This is a genomic window from Spirosoma flavus, from assembly GCF_054778555.1.
Map to the genome: position 1 here is coordinate 697,094 of NZ_BAAGZL010000004.1, position 21,979 is coordinate 719,072.

Below are 21,979 nucleotides of genomic sequence, written 5' to 3' on the forward strand. Positions count from 1 at the left end.
TATAGTAAATTGGTTTGGAATTAAAAAAACATTTAAGTGATTAAAAGGTAATGGATACTTGGGTTATGAATTGATTTTGACGAGAGGAGCCTTAATGTCAACAAGCCCTCCGCCTTTCACGTCAATAGTCGCGGCCTGAACGCTCACCTGCATACCGGCCTGCACATCAACTTTCTGACCCGCCTGCTGCTTAATTTCTTGCCCGGCCTCGTGGCTGGCCTTCATGCTAGCCGTCGTTTTTATATTCTTCGCTTTAACAATCACATCATTTACGGCGGTCATCTCAATGTTATTTTGTGCCTTCATCTCGATGTTATTCTTCGCCGTCATCTGAATATCTTTAGCTTTTAACTGAATTAAACCTTCCGTCTCAAGCGTAATTACACCGTCGTCTTTAAACGTAATGTGAAAGTTTGTTCCTTTTTTATTGGCGTTCGTAATAAAAATCTCCTGTTCACCCGGTTTATCTTTAAAAACCAGCTTGTTTCCTCCTTTTGTGCGAATGATTTTTTGATAGTTGTTGTCAAACCAATAATCGTTGGCTGGCGATTTATGATAAATACTGCCTACTACAATCGGAAAGTCAACATGGTTAGCTTCGTAGCTAATCACAACCTGATCGTCTTTTTCAGGTATGAATAGCATCCCACGCGATGAACCTGTGTATGGAAAAGCAACCCGCACCCAAGTTGATTTGCCTTCCAGTTGATTCGGCCAGTGAAACTGCACCTGTACTCGGCCCAACTTCAGTGGATCCGTGTTTTTGATAACCGTTGCTATTTCAGGTAAGGCGACGGGCATTCGAACAGTTGGATTACGGGGGGGAAATTCGGCAGTATTTGGGACAGCCTCAAAATAGTTTTCGTAGTTTCCGATCTGATCTACTGTATGACTAATGGCTGTAATCCGATAACTTCCGGCATTGTCCTGTTTATAACGACCAGGTGCCGTCAATTTTTGACCCGTTACGTTTACGATGGTTCCGACACTAAGATTTGGGTTCTCGCCTGCGCCATGAAAACGTACCAAATCGGTTGCATTGGTTGCGTTAACGGCTTCAATAGCATTGACTAATTCCCCTTGGAACTGCACGTCACGTAGTGGCCATAATTGTGACGCCTGCGTAAATAAACTCTGCGACTGATCATAAGCAAACGCCCCCAAATTGCCTAGCCCCCCAACAGGCGTACCGGCTCCGGTATAAGCCTCGTGCTTAACGTAGTTGTAGTGACGCATGGCAAAGCGGTTAGGTTTTAAACTAACTGCCATATCAAAATGCTGAACACCATCAATAACGAAAGGCTGTACCTGCGTACCCGGCTTCCCAACCACCAATTGTTGACCGTCGTAGTAGAACCACTCCCCATATTCCGCTGCCAGCCGGTTCAGAAAATCGAAATTACTTTCGTCATATTGCGCTTTGTATTCAATACGGGCGGTGTATTTGGGGCTTACAACTTTTTTGAGTGGGTAAGGCATTAAAACAGCCTCAAAAATTTGTCCAAGGGATTTCTGAATGAACGAGCGCCGTTGTACACCGTCTTCTACCAGAAACGTTGGGCTATGCCCCCGGATTACGTATGAGTTGACTAACTCGCTGTTGTTTCGCAACAACAGTTCGGTCACAACGCCCTTGAAAACGAACTTACCAGGTACCTTCTTATAATATGGTGATATATCAATTTCAACACCCTGCCCGACAAGTTTTTGATGGGCTGTCTTAAAAAACAACTCACCTTTGTCATCTAAATACTCGTAGGGAACCACTATCTCGAACGTGTGGTGTGTAAACAGAGATTGATCGACCCGCAGGCTCGTGAAATGAGTGAGGGTTGTTCCGCCAATCGAAACGATTACGTTAACTTGCTGTGCCATAGTCGTTCGGGGTGGTTAATCAGCCTGCCAGTCGAGCCACTGATTGTCGTGAAGAGTACCATTCAGATGAACCTTAGCGGCAGTAATCCCAATATCAAAGGTGTAGGCAGAGGTTACGCCTTCATAAGGGGTGAAGATTTCCCGGTAAGAAACGCAGTAGCCTTTCTCGAAGGAGAGTGTTTTGAGAGTCGCTCCCTTCAGATCCCGGAAATAGACGACACCGTCTAAGTATTTTTTAGGGTTAATAGCCCATTCCGTCAACACGGCATAGTCGGTCCCAACAATCGAAATACGAATCAGGCCGCTGCGTACGCCCGCTGAAGCCCGTCCACGCGGGTCGGTCGGTTGCGAGAGGGTGTATTCGCAGGTCAGAACGGTAAACGTTTTATTGGAGACGATAAAGTCGGCGGAGAAAGAAGCAGCCATGGGTGGATATAAGATGATTCGCCGTTAGGCTTGACTAACAGCCGCATCAGGCTGTGTCGGGCCATCGGTTATCTAACTTGATGGATCCAACGGTAATTGTTTCAGGCGAAATGGTGATAACCGTCACCATTTGTGCGGTGGTGGTACTACCATCGAACCGTTCCATCAATTCGACACAATAAGCATTAGTGAACTCGATTTCTTTCTCGGTCGATTCGATGTTGTCCATCCGGATAAACCGAATCTTACCGCCGAGTCGTTTGGCAGGGTTGGCCATCCATTCTGCGACAACGTTATCGGCGGTCGCGTTGAATTCAAGCGTGATTTTGCCGCCCCGCGTCAGCGACGCGGGGCGACCCAACGAGTCAACTGCCTGATTGATGTCTAAGTAGACGTAGTTGACAATCGTCTCGAACCCTCCGGTAGCCAGCGAGAACTTCGCCTGAAAAGAAGGCATAGGAGCGAGCGATTAGGTTTGTGAAACGCCCCCGGTGAAGTCGCCCCGTTTCCCAGTTTCAGGGTCACGCCCATCCTCGCCTGTCAGTCCGATCACAAACGTTTTGGCCGGAAAGAAAGGCGTAATGTGGATGTCTAAGTAGATGCGATCCTTCTGGAACGGGTCGCGCCGGAATTGCGGCACTTCAAACTTCTCAATAATTTTGCCTGGCCCCTTGATCTTGTCTAAAAACTGTACGATCTCGCGTTGAATTTCCTGTTGTACTTGCGAGTTCCAGTTTTCGAATGCCCGCTTGTTCAGGAACTGCATCAGTACTTTCATGATCCAGTCGAAAACCCTCACAACAGAATACGTTTTCAAGCCTAGGTTGTTTCCTGTATAAAGCGTTTTGCCCGACATCGCCTGTACCTTCCCCCAGTCGTAGGTCAGCGGCACTAGGCCCATTCCTTCGAGTTCTCCCACTTCGGTTTTCAACAGATCGAGCCGAACGCCCGTTGCCTGTTTAATATTGCCGTACTGATACCCCGCCGACACCTGCGATACCAGCGTCGAATAGATTTTACCTGCTAACGCACTCGATGGCTCCACGTACAAATCATCCAGCTCGTCCAAGTCTTCATATTTACCCCGGCCTACAATGTGGTTGCAGGCCATGAGTATATTGGCGTTATTACCTTCGTCGGCGGCAATTTTCTCTTTCCGAAATTCCGTCAGAATGTCCTTAAGCGAGTCCATGTTCCGATAGTCCGTTACAAACATCATCTTGTGTTTGTTGGCGATGTCGGCCCATTTTGCCACCGACGCTTTGTTCTTTAGCCATCCCGGAGCCACCATCAGCGAATAGCTTTCGCCGAGATCGAAGCGATTATAAGCCTGATGAATCTCGCGGGTGATGTGTTCGATGGTATTCTTGTTCGTGATTTCGGTGTCGTCAAGCTGCCCGATTTCCGCGTTCATGAACACTGCGTTGCGAATCTTGAAGCCACTCGTGTTACCGTTCTCGAAGAATAGGGTGATACCTCGATACGTACTTTCCAATTCGCGAGTTGCGGAGACCATCGCCTGTAGATTCGAGCGGAACAACTCTTCAGCGACCTGCTGTTTCTCCTTCAACTCGTCGGCCATGTCGGTTACCGACGCGCCTTCTTTGGTCAGAATTTCTTTCCAGAGCTCGAGCCGTTGTTTGAGGGCTTCTCGATCTTTACGTCGGCTTTCCTCTTTCAGAAAGATGCTTTTCTTAGCCCGCCGTTCGGGATTAAGGTTATCGGAGCCGTCGATGGTGGTTTCCAGTAACTTGAAACCACCGAACCGAAGTTGCTGGAGTTGCTGAATGTTTTGGTCGAATGACCGGGTAGGCGTTATAGTACGTTCGGCGGCTGGACTGCCAGCCCCGTTGCTTTGCTGCGCTTCAGCCATGGTGCGGAATAAACGCGGTTAAAAGTTAATTGATCGGTTTAGGAAAGCCGTTTAGCCGGCCTGTTCAATTTCGTCGAGCATCTGCTGAATCATTTCCAGCATGGCCTGTTTTGCCTGTGCGTTCAGCAGGGCATTGTGCAGGAGCTTATTGGACCGCAGCTGCATATCGATCTTCTGGAGGTCGAGGATCTTGTGGTTCAGGTCGCGCATGAGTTCGCTCTGCTCAACCAGACCATCGCGGGTGAAATCACCCATCTGCCGAAACTGGAAGGTTTCATAGTTGGGCGCACCCTGTTCGTCGTACAACGTTACGCCGACTTCGGGTTTGAAGTGCTCCATAACTTCTTCAACCGATTCGAGACCGGGAACGGCTTCGGGAGTCGTGCTGAATTCGTCGGAGAGTTTGGCCACGTAGAGCGTTTTATTGAGGCTAACTGGCGAGAGACTGGGTGGTACACTGCGGATGGCGTCCCAGGCACCGGGCATTTCAAGTCGTGGATCCATAGCAAGCGAAACGTGTGGATTTGAGAAATAGAGGAGGTTATATGGTGTATTGATTTACAGGGGCTAATGTAATTAGTTCAGGGTGTTGATGCAAATTTTTTTGGAAATTCAGGCCTTGAGTTGTGTAAGCGGTGGAAATTAACACAAAAGGCAACCGGAACTGATTATTTTCCCGTTTGGAATGGTCGCCATCTCAGATGGGTTAATGCATTTGATTTAGGGCAAGTTTTCATATAGAAAGTCCCCTAACCGTTGACCCGTCTGACTATTAACAAAGGCATCTTTTGTTTCTCCAATCATGCGGGCTGTATCAAGAGCCATATCTCGAGCTGACAGAATCCATTCATCGAATTTAGCCTGTACTTTTTCGACCCAACCACTGATGACCGCAGGAAGGGTCTGAATCCAAGATAACAGACTTTCCACTTTGTCGATCAGCTTTGCCATGGTTTCAGGGTCAACTGCGTATAAAGCCGCGGCAATGGGATCTTCACCAAGAATTAAAGACAGGGCTGCGTAACAGCCTCCCAGAATTACGGCCAGAATACCTAATAATGGTCCCAAAAAAATACCCAAGAGTGTTATGACTACGCCCACGATAAACCCTAACAGGCTTACTACATATTTTCGTTTAATATCAGCGTCTTTTGCGTTTTCTTTATATGCATCACGGGCCTCATTGGCTCCCCATAAATCAACCGTATTCCCGATCAAGGGTAATCTTTTGCTTATGATTTTGAAAAATGAACCAATTGCGTCCGATGCCCGCGCCAATAACCGGTTAAGGCGGGGCATATTATTGAGCGTTTGCGACCATTTTCTGGAAACACCTCCGATGGTTTGGCCCAATGATGTGATAAGCTCTCTTATTTTGGATTCGCACTTATTAACAAAGCCGACCAACGCGTCAATAGCCCGAAGAAGCTTATCGCGGAGCAGATCGAGAGTTTTGGTCAAACTCGTTTCCTCGAAACGAAATTCAGCAATCATCCCCTGAATTACCGAAATCTGTTGTGTAGCTTCGATTCCTAGCTGTTCAATAGGCTTTACCCAGGCTTTGATTTCTATTTGACCGGGTGTATCAGCAATCGTTTCTCTGAGCGAACCCAAACTAAGATTCGTTAAACCTTCATCAAGTGAATGCTTAATGCCTTCGAGCGAGCCAACCATGCGGGATGGCATCCGGCTTATGCTCTCGGTAATTTCATCTAATTTGACCATTGCCTTTTTAGACAGATTCCAATGGCGGTCCACTTTCCATAGGCTATCGACAATGGTGGCTACCTTAACAGCCTGATCAACTTTCTCCTGTAATTTTTTTTCTTCTACAGGCTTCTTTTTCTGTTGGTAAGAAACACCACCAGTTTGAACAGAGCCACTTCTGTATTGTAAGGACGGGTTATTCTGCCAGTCAATAGGACACACATTTCGGCTTGTTTGGCCGAACTCATACAATTTGAAAGGAACCGCGCTTGTTTTGGTGTTCTTCAATGACGAAGCCCTACTTGATCTAAACGGCTGTCTCATGGTTTTCAACAGGTTTTGGTTCTTCTAAAGATTCCACGTTCCAACTCAATTCCTTTTCCTCATTCGAGTCCACCGTCAACGTAGCGCCCTTACTTAATTCGCCTGAAATAATCATGCGGGAGATGGGGAGACGTAGCTGGCTGCGAATGACGCCTTTCAGGGGGCGGGCACCGTATTCGGGTGTGAAGCCGTTCAGGGCTAAGTGTTCGCGGGCCGCTTCGGTTAGCACGAGCGTAATACCCTGTTTCGCTAATTGTTCTTCCAGACCACGCAGGTGAATGCCAAAAATCTGAACAGCGTTGGGCGTTGTGATGGGCGCGAAGGGAATAATACCGCCTTGTTCGTTGATACGTGCCAGAAATTCCGGGCGGAAGTGGCGGGCCATAATCTCCGTTAGGTCGTTTGAGGCCGGAACCTTCCCTTCTCCAAACGATTTAATGATGTGCTGAGCCCCAATGTTGGATGTAAACAGGACTATCGCATTTGTAAAATCGCCTTCCTTGTCGAGTTTGTCGCGAAGTTTAGCTTCGTCCAGAATTTGCAGAAAAATATCGAATACCGAGGGGTGCGCTTTTTCAATCTCATCGAACAACACTACCGAATACGGTTTTTCCCGAATTTTATTCACTAAAATACCCCCTTGTTCGTGTCCTACGTAGCCTGGAGGAGCACCCAGAAGTAGCGATGCGGAGTGCTCTTCCTTGAATTCTGACATATCGAACCGAATCAGAAACGATTCGTCGTTGAACAGAAAATCAGCTAAGGCTTTCGCTAATTCAGTTTTACCAGTACCTGTTGGCCCAAGTAGGAAAAAAGCACCTGCGGGTTTGCGACCATCCGACAAACCTGCCCGCGTGCTTTGCACGGATGCTGCCAAAGCCGTAATGGCCTGCTCCTGGCCGACCACCCGCTTCCGCAATACGTCGGCCATTTTGGTCAGCTTTTCGCGCTCACTCGATTGCAGTTTGCCGAGCGGAATGCCTGTTTTGGCCGAAATCATGGCCGCTACGTCCTGGCGGGTTACTTCCTCCTGTTTAGCTTCGGCCAATGGACGTAGCTGCTCGATACGATTTGCCAGATAGCTATGTAATTCCGATGACTCCTCGATGGATTCGGGTGGGTTCTGATCTTCAATCTGCTGGCGGAGAATGGGGCTGATACGATCCTGGAACTGACGTAGCATCCAGCGGTATTCAGCCAATTGTCCGGCCGTGTCCTGTCCGGCGATCTGGTCAGGCAACGTAGTGAGTTGAGTCGCCAGACTCTCTAGCTCAGCGGGAGCCGTTTCGCCCGTGGTACGTATCGCGGCCATTGTCCGATCGAGCAGGTCGACGGCAGCATCGGGTAACCGACGATCTTTTACGTAGCGACTCGCCAGGCGAACGGCTTCTTCAGCCACCCCCGGTTCGGTTTTTAGATTATGATGTTTCTCGAATAAAGGAAGCAGGTTAGCGACCATTCGCGTGGCCGTAACGACATCGGGTTCGGGAATAATCAGTCGTTCGAAGCGCCGACTAAAGGCTTCGTCTTTTTCAATGTACTGCCGGAATTCATCGTTAGTTGTCGCGCCGATTACCGTCAGTTCACCCCGTGCTAACTCGGGTTTTAGCAATTGCGAAACTCCAGTGCCGATCGAACCGTTCGGATTCAACAGAACGTGAATCTCGTCGATAAATAAAATCGCTTTATCAAACGCCTTGATTTCCCGAATGATACTTTTAATACGGTCTTCCACCTCGCCTTTGTAAGCCGCACCGGCCACTAAAGCTCCCAGATCTAGCTCAAATAGGTTGGCACCCTGTAAGTTAGCCGGTACTTTTCCGGCTATGATAGCCTGGGCAAATCCTTCAATCAAAGCTGTTTTACCGACCCCCGGTTCGCCGACCAGCATTACGTTGGGTTTGGTACGCCGACCCAGAATTTCGAGCATCAGCCGAAGTTCACGATCCCGGCCGATAATAGGGTCTAATTTACCTTCCCGGGCGGCAGCCGTTTTATCGGAGCAGAACCGGTAAAGAGCGGCTTTCTGGCCGTCGGCGGTTCCTCCTGCTGGAGTTTGCCCATTGTTAGCACCATTACTGTCCTGTTTACCAGGCATCACGGCGTCCATTACCGATTGCTCATTGACGGCTGAATCGAGGAGTTCTTTCTGGGTTAACGGCAGCGACTTTAATTGATCCGCAGAAAACCCAATACCGGGTTTTAGCAGAGCAGCCAGCAGGTGAAGAGGCTCTACCGCCGTGGCCGACAATTGTAAGGCAATAAGTTCCGCCATCTGCACAGCTGCTTGTACTTTGGCATCACCAGCGGGGCTTTCGGGAACGGGGCCGGAGCGAGGTACGTCTTCAATACGGATTTCGGCCCAGTCGCGAAAATAATATACATCCTTGCCCAAGGCCATGAGCCACGAAGCCAGTGTTACGTCGTTGTGGAGCAGGGCTAGTGTAAGGTGAGCAGGAGCGAATTGGGCGTGGCTGTTTTCCTTTGCAATTGCTTGCGCTATTTGAATAGCGTGCCTGGAAGTTGCGGATAGGGTCATTGGTGAGGAGTGGAAATCCAGAAAGATAACGATCTATTTTACTTGTAATAGCTGACTGACTACGGAGTCTCTATTGAAAGGCTATTGGCCGACACGGTTCAGGCATTTGATTTTTGCCTGGCACTCTATACTCGGAAAGTGTGATAAAGAGTTCATGGGTGGATATATTTTGGTAAAGTTACCGATTAGAGGAAAAAATTTCGGGAAGTTATAAGAATCCAGTAGTATTCACAATTTTTATCATTTTAATTTACGTAGCCTTTAGTTAAAGGCCAATACTTTTATCTATACCATTTATATGAGAAACATTTCCTGCTATCTGCTGGTAGCTCTGCCTTTGGTATGTACTACGTTGCCAGTTTCGGCTCAGACCGAAGTCCCCATCTTACACGCCAACAAAACAGCTTACGTTGTCGAATTTAAGCCTCCCTACGCTAAAATCAGGGTAAATATTGAAGACGATTACCGGGATTATTATTCGTATATCGACTACCCGGACAGCGTCATGGTTTTCATGGATAAAGGGGATCGGCGGCAGTATGAAAGTAAAAGTCAACGGTTTGTTCGTGACAGTGAAAAGTACGAAGAGCGAAAGCAGAAAGCATTAGCTACGAATAAACCGTTTAAAGATCAGCTTCCGACACCAGTTGACAAGGCCTCCTACCAGCAGCTAAAAACTCTGCTCAAACCAGGTTTAGAGATTGAGATTTCATTCTATGAATACCGATACAGTAAGAAGTTTGTGGCTCAGGAGATTCTGATCATCACAGACCTGAAAGGCCCTGGAACAATAAGTGGTACGTATGAGCAGCTAGACGGTGAGATCGCCACTGTGGATGGGCAGGCGGCCAAGCTCAAACCGGGCATTAAATTAATCGGCGATAAAGGGTATAAGGGTCGCTCCTTTTCCAGTTTCAAAGACATGGAAAAAGGAATGGAGTTGAAACTGCGGGGGCAACGCCAAACTGATGGAGTGCTGTTGGTAGAATCTGGTACGGTTGTTCCCGATGAATTTACACCGACGGATCAGAAGCTATTAACTACGCTGAGGAATACCAAGAAGATGTCGCTGGACGGGCGAGAAGTCGCTTTCGGAAATGCCAAATTTAACCTGTTAAATGATGAGGCAATTAATGCCTACATCACGCGGGTCGGCCGTAAACTGGTCCCAGATCATATCAAAAAGCTTCCTAAAGACCATCCAGCGTATATCAACTTCAATTTCTTTGTAGTTATTGACACTACGTTCAATGCCTGCGCGTATCCCGATGGATCAGTCTTTGTTCATACGCAACTGCTTAATGAGATTGCTAATGAATCGCAGTTAGCGGCCGTATTAGGACACGAAATTGCGCACGTAACGTACCGACATAGCCGCCAGGAATACGAAAAAGGGCAGAATATTGCTTTGGGTAAAGCTGCTTTTTCGACCGCTATGGTAGCCGCTTATGGCATTGAATCCGCTGACCTGACCAATATGGTGGCCGCTTTTGGGGGAGCCGCTTTATCGAGCAGCTACAGTCGTAATCTGGAGAGCCAAGCCGACCGTATCGGGTTAAACTATATTTACGAAGCGGGTTATGATCCGCGTGAGGCTCCGAAACTCTGGGAGCAGCTATTTCACCGAACTCCTGACGTACCAACTAAATCGTTTGGTGAACGAATGTTATCGAATGCGGCTACGTTTGCTGTTCTGTCTCAGCAAGGAGCTACGTCTAGTCAACAGGCTCTTGCTTTAGCGTCGGCTGCCCTGAACAGTAATTCCATTTCGTCGATTTACGCGTCTCATCCATCGGCAGGCAAACGATTTAAATTACTCAATTCGCTGATTGTCCAGAATTATCAGGATGCCGATCTAGACAAACTGAGCAAAGGGGAAACTGAATATAAATTGATCCAGAAACGACTTCGGCGGCTGGTTAAGGGACTTCCTGCTACGGACGACAGCGATGTGGAAGATCAGGCTGGCCAAACTACCAAAACTGCTGAAACGAAAAAGCCGGAAGCCCGCAAAGTGAAATCGACTCCGGCAGGTGGGAAAGGCGTATCTCCAGCAAAAAAGAAGAAATAAGTTGCACCACACTGATTCGTGAAAATTATGAAACGGTTGCTGACTGGCTTGTTTTTGATAGCCACACTGCAGGGTTATGCCCAGAAAATCCATCTTTTGTTCCTGGCCGACCGCGACGATAATCGGGGCGCTAAAGATCGCACGGAAATGGAAAATTTCTGGCGCTACGTTGGCCCCTACCTCGATTATCCGGTAGCAGCGCAAACGGCCTATAGCCGCCAAGAACTGCTGACCAAGCTAAAGGCTTCTTCCATTGTGCCGGGTAAAGATATTGTCATTTTCTATTTTTCGGGACAGGGCGAAGCAGCCAGTGATCGGGTTTGGCCCATTATGAAGCTGAAAAATGGCGATGAAACCCAAAGTCGCGACGTAATGCAGGTACTACGTCCGCGAAAAGCGCATCTAACGCTAGTAATCGCCGATTGTGACAACCAGCCTGAACCTGCATACGTAGCACGGTTAATTCCTCGGCCGCACCCACCAGCTCTGCGGGAGAGCAGCCAAAAGCTATTTCTCGGCCAGGCCGAATGCAAAAAGATGTTTATCAAGATTGCGTCGGCGTCGGTTGGGCAGCGGGCAATGCGGGATAAAAATGGTAATTCCGTGTTTCTCGGCGCTTTTCTGGCAGCTATAAAAGAACAGATGACGGAGTCTGATCCTCGCTGGGGCCTGAATCGCCTGACCAACACCGTTAAAAGCAGCCTGATTCAGAAAGTGGCAACGCAATCGAACGGTTTGCAGAAACCTCGGTTTACGGTGGATTGCCCAGCAGGTGTTGACGACGATGAAGCCGAAGTAGAAGCCGATACCACGCAAAACTGACGGCTTATGCTGACGAGAATCAGTATGCTGATCGTTTTGTCTTGGTTCTGGATGGAATCAGCGCGAGGGCAGCACCTTTACGTATTTTCAGTCATTGAAACGAGTTTGGCGAAACGCTCGGATCGAATTCAGGATGCCGAACGGCTGCGAACGCTGGCTACAGATATTGCCCGCTACGGAAACTACACACTTCACTGGTACGACTTTGGCGATAGCGCGAGTTTTACACCACAAGTAGTACGCAAAACGATTGATGCCTTTGCGCCCCAATCGTCGGAGGTTGATATAGTTTGGTTCTACTATGCCGGAAAAGGCTATAGCGACGGACCAAAAGCCTGGCCTACGCTCCAGTTGAACGGGGGTGATTTGCCTGTTCGGGATTTGCTGGCCCGTTTTCGGGCGAAACCCGTTCGGACGTTACTGGTCACAACAGATTGTGGCAATCGGCCTGCTACGTCCGCACCCCAGTTGGTCGATAACGAACAGATGGATAATTCCCGACGCTCTGTTTCAACTGCCGTCAAACCGAACGTAACGAATCCGGCGTTAACCGATCTGCCGGATATGGACATCGTTGAAACGTATCGTCGTTTGTTTCGGGTGAAAGATGTCCGGCAGATTATTGTCATGTCTTCTGCCAGCCGGGGCCAAAGCGCCCATAGTTCTGTTAAGCAAGGGTCGGTTTGGTTGATGGCCCTGACGCAGGCCATATCAGAGCTTACTAGAATTCAGTCGTCTGGCCAATCGTCCTGGAAGCAAATTCAGGAAAAAGTAGTTCAGACAACGCAATTAAAGACAAAAAATCGCCAGACACCTCTACTTAACCGACAAACCATTACCTGCTGTGAAACTGAATCGGTCAACTAATTCCCGCCTGGATACTGTCTTCAAGACTTTGCTTGGGCTGCAACTTATTCTTTGTCTGTTGATGCAAAGTGCATCCGCGCAAACGCTTCATCTACTGGTCTTTGCCGATACAGATGATCCTGGTTTATCGGCTCCCAACCTGATGAATATTTCGTTTCTCACCGAAATGGCTAACGACGTAAGTCAGGCAACTGGTTTGAAAAACCAGATGGTGGTGTACAAAGGCAAGGATTTTCTGGCCAGCCGATGCGATCAGGTACTTTCAAGTTTTCGGCCCGAGGCCAATGACGTCGTTTTTTTCTATTTCATGGGCCACGGCTGGAATAATTCGGAAACCGAGGAGCCAATGTTGCTATTTAAAACTCAGGGACAAAGTCCTGGACCGACCAACTCCCGCAACCTGAAAGCGATATTTGATCAATTACGGGGCAAAGGCAACCGCCTGACACTCGCTTTCGGCGAATCCTGCAACAGCGCAATCAACGATCGGTCGAAAGCCAAAGGCCATAATTCGCGGATTATGAACGTATCAGCCATCCGGGCCGAACAACTCAAACATCTATTTCTGGAGAGTCGGGCCTCCATTGTGTTGTATACCTGTAAGCGCGGGCAAAAGTCGAATAGCAGCGAAGATGGCGGCTGGTTCTTTACGTCGTTCTACGATCAGTTCAAGCAGTTTACGTCAAAATCGCTACGTCAGCAGCCTGCTGAATGGCAAACTCTGCTGAAAGCGTCTACTGAATCGACCGTCGAATACGCCCGTGAGCAGGGTGCCGTTCAGGAGCCTGTTTTTCAGGTGCTTACCTCCAAAGCTGGTAGTCCGGCAGACGTAGCGTCCGGGGCAGTCGCTATTGCCACCACCACCGGACCCGCAAAACCGGCTAGTACAGGCTTGCCACGTAACACCGCTTCGGCAACACCTGCATCGGCAGCGCGTCCGGCTGGTACAGAGTCAACTTCAGAATCAGCAAACGCGGGCGACTTAGGCAATGTTTGCGCCATCAACCGAGTGGCTTATAAAACGTTACAAAGCCACTTGGTTTTTCTGGAAGGCTTTCGTAGCCGAGTAAATAAGATGGAGTCTGGTGCTGCTGCCGAAGAATTTCGGAACTATTACTCGACAGATAAGCAGGAATTCTTCCAACAGGCCACTAAAAAACTAAACGTAACTGAGCTTGCGCCGGTGCAGGTGAACTTCTTAACGGAGAAATGTGAGGAAACCGCCGAACTCCTGGATGAAACTTTTTACTACGTCGATAAGCCTCAGTTCCAAACAAATGCCTGGAGCAAATTATCTACCCCGATTGTCAACCTTCGAGCTACGATTGCTCGAATAGAGTTTCTGCTCAGGCATTGTAAGGAAGAATCGAAGTAACGGATCAACTGCGTCTTTGCAGCGCTATGCTGCCCAAATTAAGGCGTATCCTATTATTGTTGCCGCTGGAGTAAGGCTCAGTTTACGTGCATAATGTGCACGAGCCGACTGTCCATTGTTGCCTTTATTTTCTAACTGAATCTGCTGGTAAATTATGCTTCATACCAGTATATCAGCTGACTGCTGGCCTTCAATCAGGAAGTGCCTTTATGGCTTGCTTCATAATGGTGAATAAATCAAACTTCTCGGCAATAATCGTAGTGCTGTATTCATGAAGAAAGTAAGTGCCTGGCTCGTTGTTTTACTGGTGTTCGCCGGACGTAGTTATGCGGACGATGGATATCGGTTGTGGTTGAAATACAATCAGATAAGCGACGCAGGAAAACGTAATACGTATGTTCAGTCCGCGCAGTTTATTGCGGTTAGTGGTAAAAGTTCTGTTTTGCAAACGGCAGCTAATGAGTTGCAAATAGGCTTGCAGGGGCTACTTGGGAAAACAATTCCGATTGTTACCAATGCCGGAAATCGAACAGGAGGAATCGTACTGACGATACGTAGCGCGCCCGATGCAGCAGTTGCTACGTTGAACGACGAAGGCTATCACATTGAACAACGTAGCAACATTCAGGTTTCCGCTAAAACCGACCGTGGTGTACTCTACGGCGTTTTTGCGCTGCTGCGTTACGTACAGACCGGCCAGCCTCTTCAACGTATCGATCTGACCAGTAATCCCAAAGTTCGGTATCGACTGCTTAATCATTGGGACAATACCAACGGAACCATCGAACGCGGCTACGCGGGTGAATCGCTCTGGAAATGGTTCGAACTACCCGCTACGGTCGATTCGCGCTACCGCGACTATGCCCGGGCTAATGCGTCGCTGGGTATCAACGGTACCGTGGTTAACAATGTGAATGCCAGTGCGCGGTTTATGACGGATGAGTACATCGAAAAAGTGGCCGCGCTGGCGAATGTATTCAGAAACTACGGCATCCGGCTTTACCTGTCTATTTATTTTCCGGCCCCGAAAACCCTTGGCGGTCTGAAAACGGCTGATCCGCTCGATCCGGAAGTGAGAAAATGGTGGGCTGACAAAACAAAGGCGATTTATAAAGCCATTCCTGATTTTGGCGGTTTTCTGGTAAAAGCCAATTCCGAAGGAGAACCCGGTCCGCAGGATTACGGTCGCACCCACGCCGACGGAGCTAATATGCTGGCCGAAGCGCTAGCTCCATACGATGGCGTAGTGATGTGGAGGGCCTTCGTCTACAAAGCCGATCCCAAAGCAGACCGCTTCAAAGCGGCTTATGAGGAATTTGTGCCATTGGACGGAAAATTCGACAAGAAAGTTATTATTCAGGTCAAGAATGGACCTATTGATTTTCAGCCTCGTGAGCCGTTTTCGCCGATCTTCGGCAATATGCCCCAAACGCCGTTGTCGATGGAGTTTCAGATTACGCAGGAGTATTTGGGCTTTGCAACCCACACCGTTTTTGAAGCGCCTTTGTTTAAGGAATGTCTGGATAGCGATACGTTCGTAAAAGGCAAAGGTTCGACTGTTGCGGAGGTGGTCGATGGTAGTTTGCAGGGCTACAACCTAACGGCGATGGCCGGGGTCGCTAATACAGGTTCCGACCGAAACTGGACTGGCAATCCGATGGCGCAGGCAAACTGGTACGCCTTTGGTCGACTCGCCTGGGATCATACCCTCTCTGCCGAAACCGTTGCCCGCGAGTGGGTAACGATGTCGTTAACTTCTGAGCCCAAAGCAGTACAAACCATTACGAATCTGTTACTGAAATCGCGGGATATCTACGTAGCATACAACACACCACTCGGTCTGTCTCGTCCATGGACGGGCGTTCACTACGCTCCCGAACCCTGGCAAAATCGCAGCTCGCGCCCCGACTGGACAGCCATCTATTACCACCGCGCCGATTCAATAGGCCTGGGCTTCGACCGAACATCAACCGGTAGCAACGCGCTGGCTCAGTACAGACCGGAGGTGCAACAGCAATGGAACAACGTAGAGACCTGCCCGTTGCCGTATCTGCTTTGGTTTCACCACGTTCCCTGGACAAAAAAACTAACAACAGGACGCACGCTCTGGGACGAACTCTGTGTTCATTTCTACACGGGTGCCGATTCGGTACGTTGGATGCAGCAGCAATGGGCTCAGGTGAAACCTAATGTTGATCCAGAGCTTTTCGCCGACGTAGCAGGCCGGTTGACGACGCAGTATAAAGAAGCCATCTGGTGGCGTGATGCGTGGGTGCTTTACCTTCAACCGTTCGCCCGGCAACCGATTCCGGCACCCTTCAAAAAGCCAGATAGAACGCTGGATGATGTTAAAAACCTGGTTAATATTTACCAAATGCGATAATGGAAGCAGTTAAGTCGAACGAACAAACCTCTGAAAATTCAAAAAATCTAAACGTTTTCTCCCTCGAAGGCAAACTGGCCCTGATTACCGGCGGTGGTAGCGGCATCGGTTTCGATATAGCCCGTTGCATCGTGCAGGCTGGTGGCCGTGTCGTCATTACGGGTCGGCGGGAGCAGCCGCTTCAGGAAGCCGTAAACGTATTGGGCGAGCGTGCTACGTATCAGGTTAACGACGTAACGGTACGTGCCTCGCTGGACGAACTTGTCGAACGTATCGAAACCACCGTAGGGCCGATTGATATTCTGGTTAACAACGCGGGTATCAACCTGAAAAAGCCCGCTCTCGACGTAACAGATGAAGATTTTGATCGGATTGTACATACCAACCTAAACTCAGTTTTCAGCCTTACTCGTGCCTGTGCGCAACGGATGATGGCCCGTAAAAGCGGTTCTATCATCATGATTTCGTCAATGGCGGCCTATTACGGGATCGACCGGGTTGTGGCTTATGCTGCGTCAAAATCAGCCGTTGAAGGGATGGTAAAGGTGCTGGCGTCGGAATTTTCGGGCAACGGTGTTCGCGTGAATGCCATCGCACCGGGATTCATCGAAACCGCCATGAGCAAAACCGCCATGAGTGGCGACCCCGACCGGTTTGCCCGCGCCATGCGCCGAACGCCAATGGGTGCCTTTGGAAAACCTGAGGATATTGGCTGGGCGGCCGTATTCCTGGCGTCCGAAGCCGCCCGCTACGTTACCGGTGTTTCGCTACCCGTCGATGGTGGCAATTCGATTGGTTTTTAAGAGCGTTTATAACGTAGTGGAGCGTGTTTCTGTACGAAACACGCTCCACTACGTTCCTTATTCCACCGTAACCGACTTTGCCAGATTGCGAGGTTGGTCGACGTTACGTCCGCGCATTACGGCGATATCATAGGCCAGTAGTTGCAGGGGAACGACCGATACCAGCGGCACCAGCACTTCGTGTACTTTCGGAATTTCAATGGTGAAATCAACCATGCCTGGCAGGTGCGTATCGCCTTCGGTGGTGATGGCGATCACGCGGCCTTTGCGGGCTTTTACTTCCTGAATGTTCGAGACGATTTTCTCGTAAGACGAATCTTTGGTTGCAATGACCACTACCGGCATATCTTCATCAATAAGCGCGATAGGGCCGTGCTTCATTTCGGCAGCAGGATAACCTTCGGCGTGTATATAGCTGATTTCCTTCAGTTTTAAGGCTCCTTCCAGCGCAACCGGGAAGTTGAGTCCCCGACCCAGATAAATGAAATTGCGGGCATAGGTGAAGATGTACGCGATCTCCTTAATCTTATCAGCGGCCTGCAGTACTTTCTCCACTTTTGCCGGAATGCTTTCCAGCTCGGCCAGCAACTGCCGGAACAACGAGTCGGAAATGGTGCCTTTCCGCTTGGCTGCGGCCAGAGCCATCAGCGTTAGTACAGTAACCTGCGCCGTAAATGCTTTTGTGCTGGCAACCCCAATTTCAGGCCCGGCGTGGGTATAAGCGCCCGCGTCGGTAGCCCGCGCGATAGACGAACCCACTACGTTGCAAACCCCGAAAATCGTAGCCCCTTTCGATTTCGCCAGTTCGATAGCCGCCAACGTATCAGCGGTTTCACCTGATTGTGAAATGGCAATCACAATGTCGCCTTCCTTGATAATCGGATTTCGGTACCGAAACTCAGACGCGTACTCCACTTCGACTGGTATGCGGGCCAGTTCTTCAAAAATATACTCCGCTACCAGACCCGCGTGCCAGGACGTACCACAGCCGATAATGACGATACGTTTCGATTTCGCCAGTTTGTCCAGATAATCACGCAAACCACCCAGTTGCAACGTAGCGTCGTCGGCCTGCACGCGGCCCCGCATGGAATCGGCAATGGAACGAGGCTGCTCGAAGATCTCCTTCAACATGAAATGGTCGAAACCGCCTTTCTCGATGGCTTCTAACTCCAGTTCAATTTTGTGGACGTAGGGCGTTGTGGTCGTATTATCTAACGTAACGACTTTTAACGTACCATCCTTAATGACCGCGATTTCGTAGTCGTTCAGGTAGATGACGTCTTTGGTGTATTCAACGATGGGTGTAGCATCGGAGGCCAGAAAAAACTCGTTTTCGCCCACGCCGATCACCAGTGGTGAGCCTTTACGTGCCGCAATTAGTTGAGTTGGATCGGCTTCACTCATAATTACGATAGCATAAGCGCCCACTACTTCCTGCAACGCCAGCCGAACGGCATCTTCCAACGTACCACCCTGATGCTCCCAAATATCTTCGATGAATTGCCCCAAAACCTCCGTATCCGTTTCACTGCTGAACGTGTGGCCTTTCTTGAGCAGCGCCTGCTTGATGGCGGCATAGTTCTCGATAATGCCGTTGTGAATAATAGCCAGCTTACGATGAAACGAGTAATGTGGGTGGGCGTTTACGTCGTTGGGTTCGCCGTGCGTAGCCCAGCGGGTATGTCCCATGCCGATGGTAGCGTGCGTTTCTTTTCCGTCCAGTTCGTGCTCCAGGGCGGCAACTTTCCCCTTTTTCTTATAAATCTTCAGCCCATGTCCGTTCATCAGCGCTACGCCAGCGCTATCGTAGCCCCGGTATTCGAGCCGTTTCAAGCCTTTTATCACTAATGGACATGCTTCACGATGTCCTACGTATGCCACAATGCCGCACATAATCTGTTAGTAGTTAAATGATTATCTACTATATAATTCCACTTAAAATTGGTGGTGGGAGTAAAGTAAAAGCAAAAAGCCGGAATCTCCGGCTTTTTGCAACTCGATTTTAAAAAACGATACGTTATATCCAGCCGTTTCCGGCAGAAGTACTATCCTGCCAACTGCGTGTATAGGTTGTAATACCGATCTGTTACGTCCTCGTCCTCACCGTCGAACTTATGTTCTGGCAAGTCGTTCAGAATGGCGTTCAGACTTTCGCTCGATTCTTCTTCAGCACGTACTACCGCATCGGCATAAGCTGAACCAATCCGAATGAAACCGTTAAAATCGGCGGTTTTCAATTCGGCCAGCATTTCATCGTCAATGTCCATCATCCGGGCTTTTTCGATGATGTCGCCTTCGAAACGGTGCTCAAATGAGTTGTTGTAAACCGTAAAAACCGACTTGGTATCTTTAAACATCGGGTCGTTTTTGTAAGTCGTTTTCAGGTAAAGCGGAATCAAGGACGTCATCCAGTCGTTACAGTGAACGATATCAGGAGCCCAGCCCAGTTTTTTAACGGTTTCCAAAACCCCTTTGCAGAAGAAAATGGCCCGCTCGTCGTTGTCTTCGTAGAAGCGATTTTCTTTGTCGTGGAAGACATATTTCCGCTGGAAATAATCTTCATTGTCGATAAAATACACCTGTAATTTCGCCGTTGGAATAGAAGCCACCTTAATAATCAGGGGCTTTTCGTCGTCACCGACGGCAATGTTGATACCCGAAAGCCTCACTACTTCGTGCAATCGATTTTTGCGCTCATTAATCAATCCAAATCGCGGCACTAGAATCCGGATTTCCATTCCCCGCTCCTGCATGGCCTGTGGCAGTTTGCGGACAAAGTCAGCAACATCAGACGTTTTTAAGAAAGGATTGATTTCACTTGCGACGTAAAGGATACGTAATTTGCTCATAAATTAGGGAAGCGTGTGATGCTTGAGAGAATCAAAAAACTTGCAAAATTAAACAAATTTTTCCCATATTTCAATACATTTTCCCGTAAAAAATAGACGAATCGCGTATCATTGCACCCTTAAAAAAATAGGAACGTTATGATCCGGTTCGACAAAATAGATGCCGTTCGTCAACATCTAAACACGCTACGTGCGGAGCAGACCATCGGTTTTGTGCCGACTATGGGCGCCCTGCACGAAGGCCATCTGGCACTTGTTGAAGCCGCCCGTCGCGAAAACGACGTAGTGGTGAGCAGTATCTTCGTAAATCCCGTTCAATTCAATAATCCCGACGATCTGGCCCGTTACCCGCGCACTCTTGAAGAAGACTGTCAGAAGCTCGAAACGGCCGGTTGCGACGTAGTGTTTGCGCCTTCGGTTGAAGAGATGTATCCGCAAAAGCCCTTGCTACGTATCCATTTTGGTGAGCTGGAAACCGTGCTCGAAGGAGCTTTCCGGCCCGGCCATTTTAATGGCGTTGGTATTGTGGTTTCCAAACTATTCAACATTGTCCAACCCGACCGGGCTTATTTCGGCCAGAAAGACTTGCAGCAGGTAGCCGTGATACGTCGGCTTGTTCAGGATTTGAGTTTTCCCGTCGAGTTGATACGTTGTCCAACGCTACGTGAAGAAGACGGATTGGCCATGTCATCACGCAATCGAAACCTTACACCCGATGAGCGGCAACAGGCTCCAGTCCTGTTCCAATCGTTGACAATGGCGCGCGATTTATTGTTGGAAGGTCAGGACGTAGTACAAGTCAAATCTGCCGTCACGAACTTTTTTGCCAGTCGCCCGGAGTTCAGGTTGGAATACGTCGACGTAGTGAATGCCGATACGTTGCAGTCGGCCGAAGAAGTGCTCGCTCCGGGACAAACGGCCATCTGCTTGGCCGCTCATCTGGGGAAAGTGCGGCTGATTGATAATCTGGTGTTTTGAAGAAGTGATCTTATTTAAGTGCTTCATTTGCCAACAGCCACGCCGTTTGGAATACCAACGTAGCACGCTTTTGTAATACGTCGTAGTTTATTCGCGTCGCAGTGTCGGTAGGTTGGTGGTAATCAGGATGCTCGCCGTCCATAAGAAACAGGACTGGAATTCCGGCTTTCGCGAAATTATAATGGTCGGACCGATTAAAATATTGGTTTGGGTCGTTTCGGTTATCGTGGTCGTCGTTTAATTCAATATTTACAGTGCGCTCATTAGCTGCTTCAACGGCCCGAAACAGTGGCGTTCGCTGATTCCCTGTAATTACGTAAACATAGTTCGGCTTCCTTCGGTGCTTATCATCGACTCGTCCTACCATGTCGATGTTTATGTCGCCTATGAATTGGCTTGGCGGGATGGGTGAGTTTTGAACGAAATAATCGGAACCAAGCAAACCACCTTCTTCGCCTGAAAATAGCAAAAACAAGATACTACGTCGGGATCTGATGCCCAATTGCGCCAGACTATCAAACGTAGCGGCAACGCTTAACACGGTGGCTGTGCCGGAAGCGTTATCATCGGCCCCATAAAAAATCTGGCTTCCTTTTTTACCTAGATGGTCATAATGGGCGGAAATAACGAGGATTTCCTTTTTCAGATCTGTGCCGAGCAATATGCCACCAACATTATGGCCGAGAAATACGTGGCTGCTGTCCTCTGCTGTAAGCGGCAAAGGCGCTAACTCATGGCGCTTAAAAGTCGGTAAACCGGTTACGCGGATTGGGCCAACGCTACCATATGGAGCTACCTCACTAGTCGTAAATGCAAAAAGTTGTCGATACGAACCCCGAATAGAATCGAGCCGGAAAGGGGCTAGTAAGTGGCTTAATCGAAACGCTTGTACACAATAGACAGATGCCTTTTCCTGGCTTACCGTACCTGTTTCACGCCCTTGCAGGCTGTCGGAGGCAAGGGCGTATACGTGCTTACGTAGCAGCGATTTCGAGACCGAAACCTGCGAAATATCAATCTGTGCAAATAATTGAATAGACGTGAACAGAATTGCAAAATTGAGCCAACAAAAAAAGCGCATTAT

Annotated in this window: 17 protein-coding genes; 7 read left to right on the top strand and 10 right to left on the bottom strand. The window is 48.9% G+C overall.

The features are described 5' to 3' along the window. Positions 1 to 63: 63 nt before the first annotated feature. From ACYVF1_RS23170 to ACYVF1_RS23200, 7 genes are all read right to left on the bottom strand, one after another. Positions 64 to 1,875 carry a type VI secretion system Vgr family protein gene (locus tag ACYVF1_RS23170; protein ID WP_461083341.1) on the bottom strand — a complete coding sequence of 604 codons (1,812 nt, stop codon included), beginning with the start codon at positions 1,873 to 1,875 and terminating at the stop codon, positions 64 to 66. Between the two features lie 15 nt (positions 1,876 to 1,890). Further along, positions 1,891 to 2,301 carry a type VI secretion system tube protein TssD gene (tssD, locus tag ACYVF1_RS23175; RefSeq protein WP_461083343.1) on the bottom strand — a complete coding sequence of 137 codons (411 nt, stop codon included), beginning with the start codon at positions 2,299 to 2,301 and terminating at the stop codon, positions 1,891 to 1,893. 46 nt (positions 2,302 to 2,347) lie between these two features. Continuing rightward, positions 2,348 to 2,758 carry a type VI secretion system tube protein TssD gene (gene tssD, locus ACYVF1_RS23180; RefSeq protein ID WP_461083345.1) on the bottom strand — a complete coding sequence of 137 codons (411 nt, stop codon included), beginning with the start codon at positions 2,756 to 2,758 and terminating at the stop codon, positions 2,348 to 2,350. Positions 2,759 to 2,770: 12 nt separating this feature from the next. Continuing rightward, the gene (locus ACYVF1_RS23185; RefSeq protein WP_461083347.1) at positions 2,771 to 4,174 is read right to left on the bottom strand and encodes a type VI secretion system contractile sheath protein TssC; all 1,404 of its coding nucleotides are present in this window, start codon (positions 4,172 to 4,174) and stop codon (positions 2,771 to 2,773) included. 51 nt (positions 4,175 to 4,225) lie between these two features. Beyond that, positions 4,226 to 4,678 carry a type VI secretion system contractile sheath small subunit gene (locus ACYVF1_RS23190; protein WP_461083349.1) on the bottom strand — a complete coding sequence of 151 codons (453 nt, stop codon included), beginning with the start codon at positions 4,676 to 4,678 and terminating at the stop codon, positions 4,226 to 4,228. A gap of 216 nt (positions 4,679 to 4,894) precedes the next feature. Further along, a complete protein-coding gene (locus ACYVF1_RS23195; protein WP_461083351.1) occupies positions 4,895 to 6,205 on the bottom strand; it encodes a DUF456 domain-containing protein in 1,311 nt (436 codons plus the stop codon). Beyond that, on the bottom strand, positions 6,189 to 8,744 hold the full coding sequence (locus ACYVF1_RS23200; protein WP_461083353.1) for an ATP-dependent Clp protease ATP-binding subunit: 2,556 nt from the start codon (positions 8,742 to 8,744) through the stop codon (positions 6,189 to 6,191). The genes ACYVF1_RS23195 and ACYVF1_RS23200 overlap by 17 nt, the downstream gene beginning before the upstream one ends. Before the next feature lie 298 nt (positions 8,745 to 9,042). Between ACYVF1_RS23200 and ACYVF1_RS23205 the strand changes: the two genes are divergently transcribed. The 6 genes from ACYVF1_RS23205 (at position 9,043) to ACYVF1_RS23230 (ending at position 17,065) form a co-directional block, all read left to right on the top strand. Further along, positions 9,043 to 10,815, top strand: a complete 1,773-nt coding sequence (locus ACYVF1_RS23205) for a M48 family metallopeptidase (RefSeq protein ID WP_461083355.1) — start codon at positions 9,043 to 9,045, stop codon at positions 10,813 to 10,815. Positions 10,816 to 10,842: 27 nt separating this feature from the next. Beyond that, on the top strand, positions 10,843 to 11,637 hold the full coding sequence (locus ACYVF1_RS23210) for a caspase family protein (RefSeq protein WP_461083357.1): 795 nt from the start codon (positions 10,843 to 10,845) through the stop codon (positions 11,635 to 11,637). Positions 11,638 to 11,643: 6 nt separating this feature from the next. Then, the gene (locus ACYVF1_RS23215) at positions 11,644 to 12,504 is read left to right on the top strand and encodes a caspase family protein (RefSeq protein ID WP_461083359.1); all 861 of its coding nucleotides are present in this window, start codon (positions 11,644 to 11,646) and stop codon (positions 12,502 to 12,504) included. Continuing rightward, positions 12,482 to 13,879: a caspase family protein gene (locus ACYVF1_RS23220; protein WP_461083361.1), complete on the top strand. Its 1,398-nt coding sequence runs from the start codon at positions 12,482 to 12,484 to the stop codon at positions 13,877 to 13,879. Before ACYVF1_RS23215 ends, ACYVF1_RS23220 begins: the two co-directional genes overlap by 23 nt. Positions 13,880 to 14,150: 271 nt before the next feature. Next, the gene (locus tag ACYVF1_RS23225) at positions 14,151 to 16,262 is read left to right on the top strand and encodes an alpha-glucuronidase family glycosyl hydrolase (protein WP_461083363.1); all 2,112 of its coding nucleotides are present in this window, start codon (positions 14,151 to 14,153) and stop codon (positions 16,260 to 16,262) included. Next, a complete protein-coding gene (locus ACYVF1_RS23230) occupies positions 16,262 to 17,065 on the top strand; it encodes an SDR family NAD(P)-dependent oxidoreductase (protein ID WP_461083365.1) in 804 nt (267 codons plus the stop codon). The genes ACYVF1_RS23225 and ACYVF1_RS23230 overlap by 1 nt, the downstream gene beginning before the upstream one ends. A gap of 57 nt (positions 17,066 to 17,122) precedes the next feature. Here ACYVF1_RS23230 and glmS read toward each other — a convergent pair whose 3' ends face one another. Both glmS and ACYVF1_RS23240 read right to left on the bottom strand, forming a co-directional pair. Continuing rightward, positions 17,123 to 18,961: a glutamine--fructose-6-phosphate transaminase (isomerizing) gene (gene glmS / locus ACYVF1_RS23235; protein ID WP_461083367.1), complete on the bottom strand. Its 1,839-nt coding sequence runs from the start codon at positions 18,959 to 18,961 to the stop codon at positions 17,123 to 17,125. Between the two features lie 152 nt (positions 18,962 to 19,113). Next, the gene (locus ACYVF1_RS23240) at positions 19,114 to 19,917 is read right to left on the bottom strand and encodes a glycogen/starch synthase (protein WP_461083369.1); all 804 of its coding nucleotides are present in this window, start codon (positions 19,915 to 19,917) and stop codon (positions 19,114 to 19,116) included. Between the two features lie 138 nt (positions 19,918 to 20,055). Between ACYVF1_RS23240 and panC the strand changes: the two genes are divergently transcribed. Continuing rightward, positions 20,056 to 20,895 (top strand): pantoate--beta-alanine ligase, encoded by an 840-nt coding sequence (panC, locus tag ACYVF1_RS23245; RefSeq protein ID WP_461083371.1) that lies wholly within the window; start codon positions 20,056 to 20,058, stop codon positions 20,893 to 20,895. A 10-nt stretch (positions 20,896 to 20,905) separates the two neighbouring features. Here panC and ACYVF1_RS23250 read toward each other — a convergent pair whose 3' ends face one another. After that, positions 20,906 to 21,976, bottom strand: coding sequence for a M28 family metallopeptidase (locus tag ACYVF1_RS23250; protein ID WP_461083373.1), 1,071 nt, complete (start codon positions 21,974 to 21,976; stop codon positions 20,906 to 20,908). Between the last annotated feature and the right edge of the window lie 3 nt (positions 21,977 to 21,979).

Coding starts and splice junctions, on each gene's coding strand:
- ACYVF1_RS23170 (WP_461083341.1), bottom strand. CDS start 1,875: ATGGCACAGCAAGTTAACGTAATCGTTTCGATTGGCGGAACAACCCTC.
- tssD (WP_461083343.1), bottom strand. CDS start 2,301: ATGGCTGCTTCTTTCTCCGCCGACTTTATCGTCTCCAATAAAACGTTT.
- tssD (WP_461083345.1), bottom strand. CDS start 2,758: ATGCCTTCTTTTCAGGCGAAGTTCTCGCTGGCTACCGGAGGGTTCGAG.
- ACYVF1_RS23185 (WP_461083347.1), bottom strand. CDS start 4,174: ATGGCTGAAGCGCAGCAAAGCAACGGGGCTGGCAGTCCAGCCGCCGAA.
- ACYVF1_RS23190 (WP_461083349.1), bottom strand. CDS start 4,678: ATGGATCCACGACTTGAAATGCCCGGTGCCTGGGACGCCATCCGCAGT.
- ACYVF1_RS23195 (WP_461083351.1), bottom strand. CDS start 6,205: ATGAGACAGCCGTTTAGATCAAGTAGGGCTTCGTCATTGAAGAACACC.
- ACYVF1_RS23200 (WP_461083353.1), bottom strand. CDS start 8,744: ATGACCCTATCCGCAACTTCCAGGCACGCTATTCAAATAGCGCAAGCA.
- ACYVF1_RS23205 (WP_461083355.1), top strand. CDS start 9,043: ATGAGAAACATTTCCTGCTATCTGCTGGTAGCTCTGCCTTTGGTATGT.
- ACYVF1_RS23210 (WP_461083357.1), top strand. CDS start 10,843: ATGAAACGGTTGCTGACTGGCTTGTTTTTGATAGCCACACTGCAGGGT.
- ACYVF1_RS23215 (WP_461083359.1), top strand. CDS start 11,644: ATGCTGACGAGAATCAGTATGCTGATCGTTTTGTCTTGGTTCTGGATG.
- ACYVF1_RS23225 (WP_461083363.1), top strand. CDS start 14,151: ATGAAGAAAGTAAGTGCCTGGCTCGTTGTTTTACTGGTGTTCGCCGGA.
- ACYVF1_RS23230 (WP_461083365.1), top strand. CDS start 16,262: ATGGAAGCAGTTAAGTCGAACGAACAAACCTCTGAAAATTCAAAAAAT.
- glmS (WP_461083367.1), bottom strand. CDS start 18,961: ATGTGCGGCATTGTGGCATACGTAGGACATCGTGAAGCATGTCCATTA.
- ACYVF1_RS23240 (WP_461083369.1), bottom strand. CDS start 19,917: ATGAGCAAATTACGTATCCTTTACGTCGCAAGTGAAATCAATCCTTTC.
- panC (WP_461083371.1), top strand. CDS start 20,056: ATGATCCGGTTCGACAAAATAGATGCCGTTCGTCAACATCTAAACACG.
- ACYVF1_RS23250 (WP_461083373.1), bottom strand. CDS start 21,976: ATGCGCTTTTTTTGTTGGCTCAATTTTGCAATTCTGTTCACGTCTATT.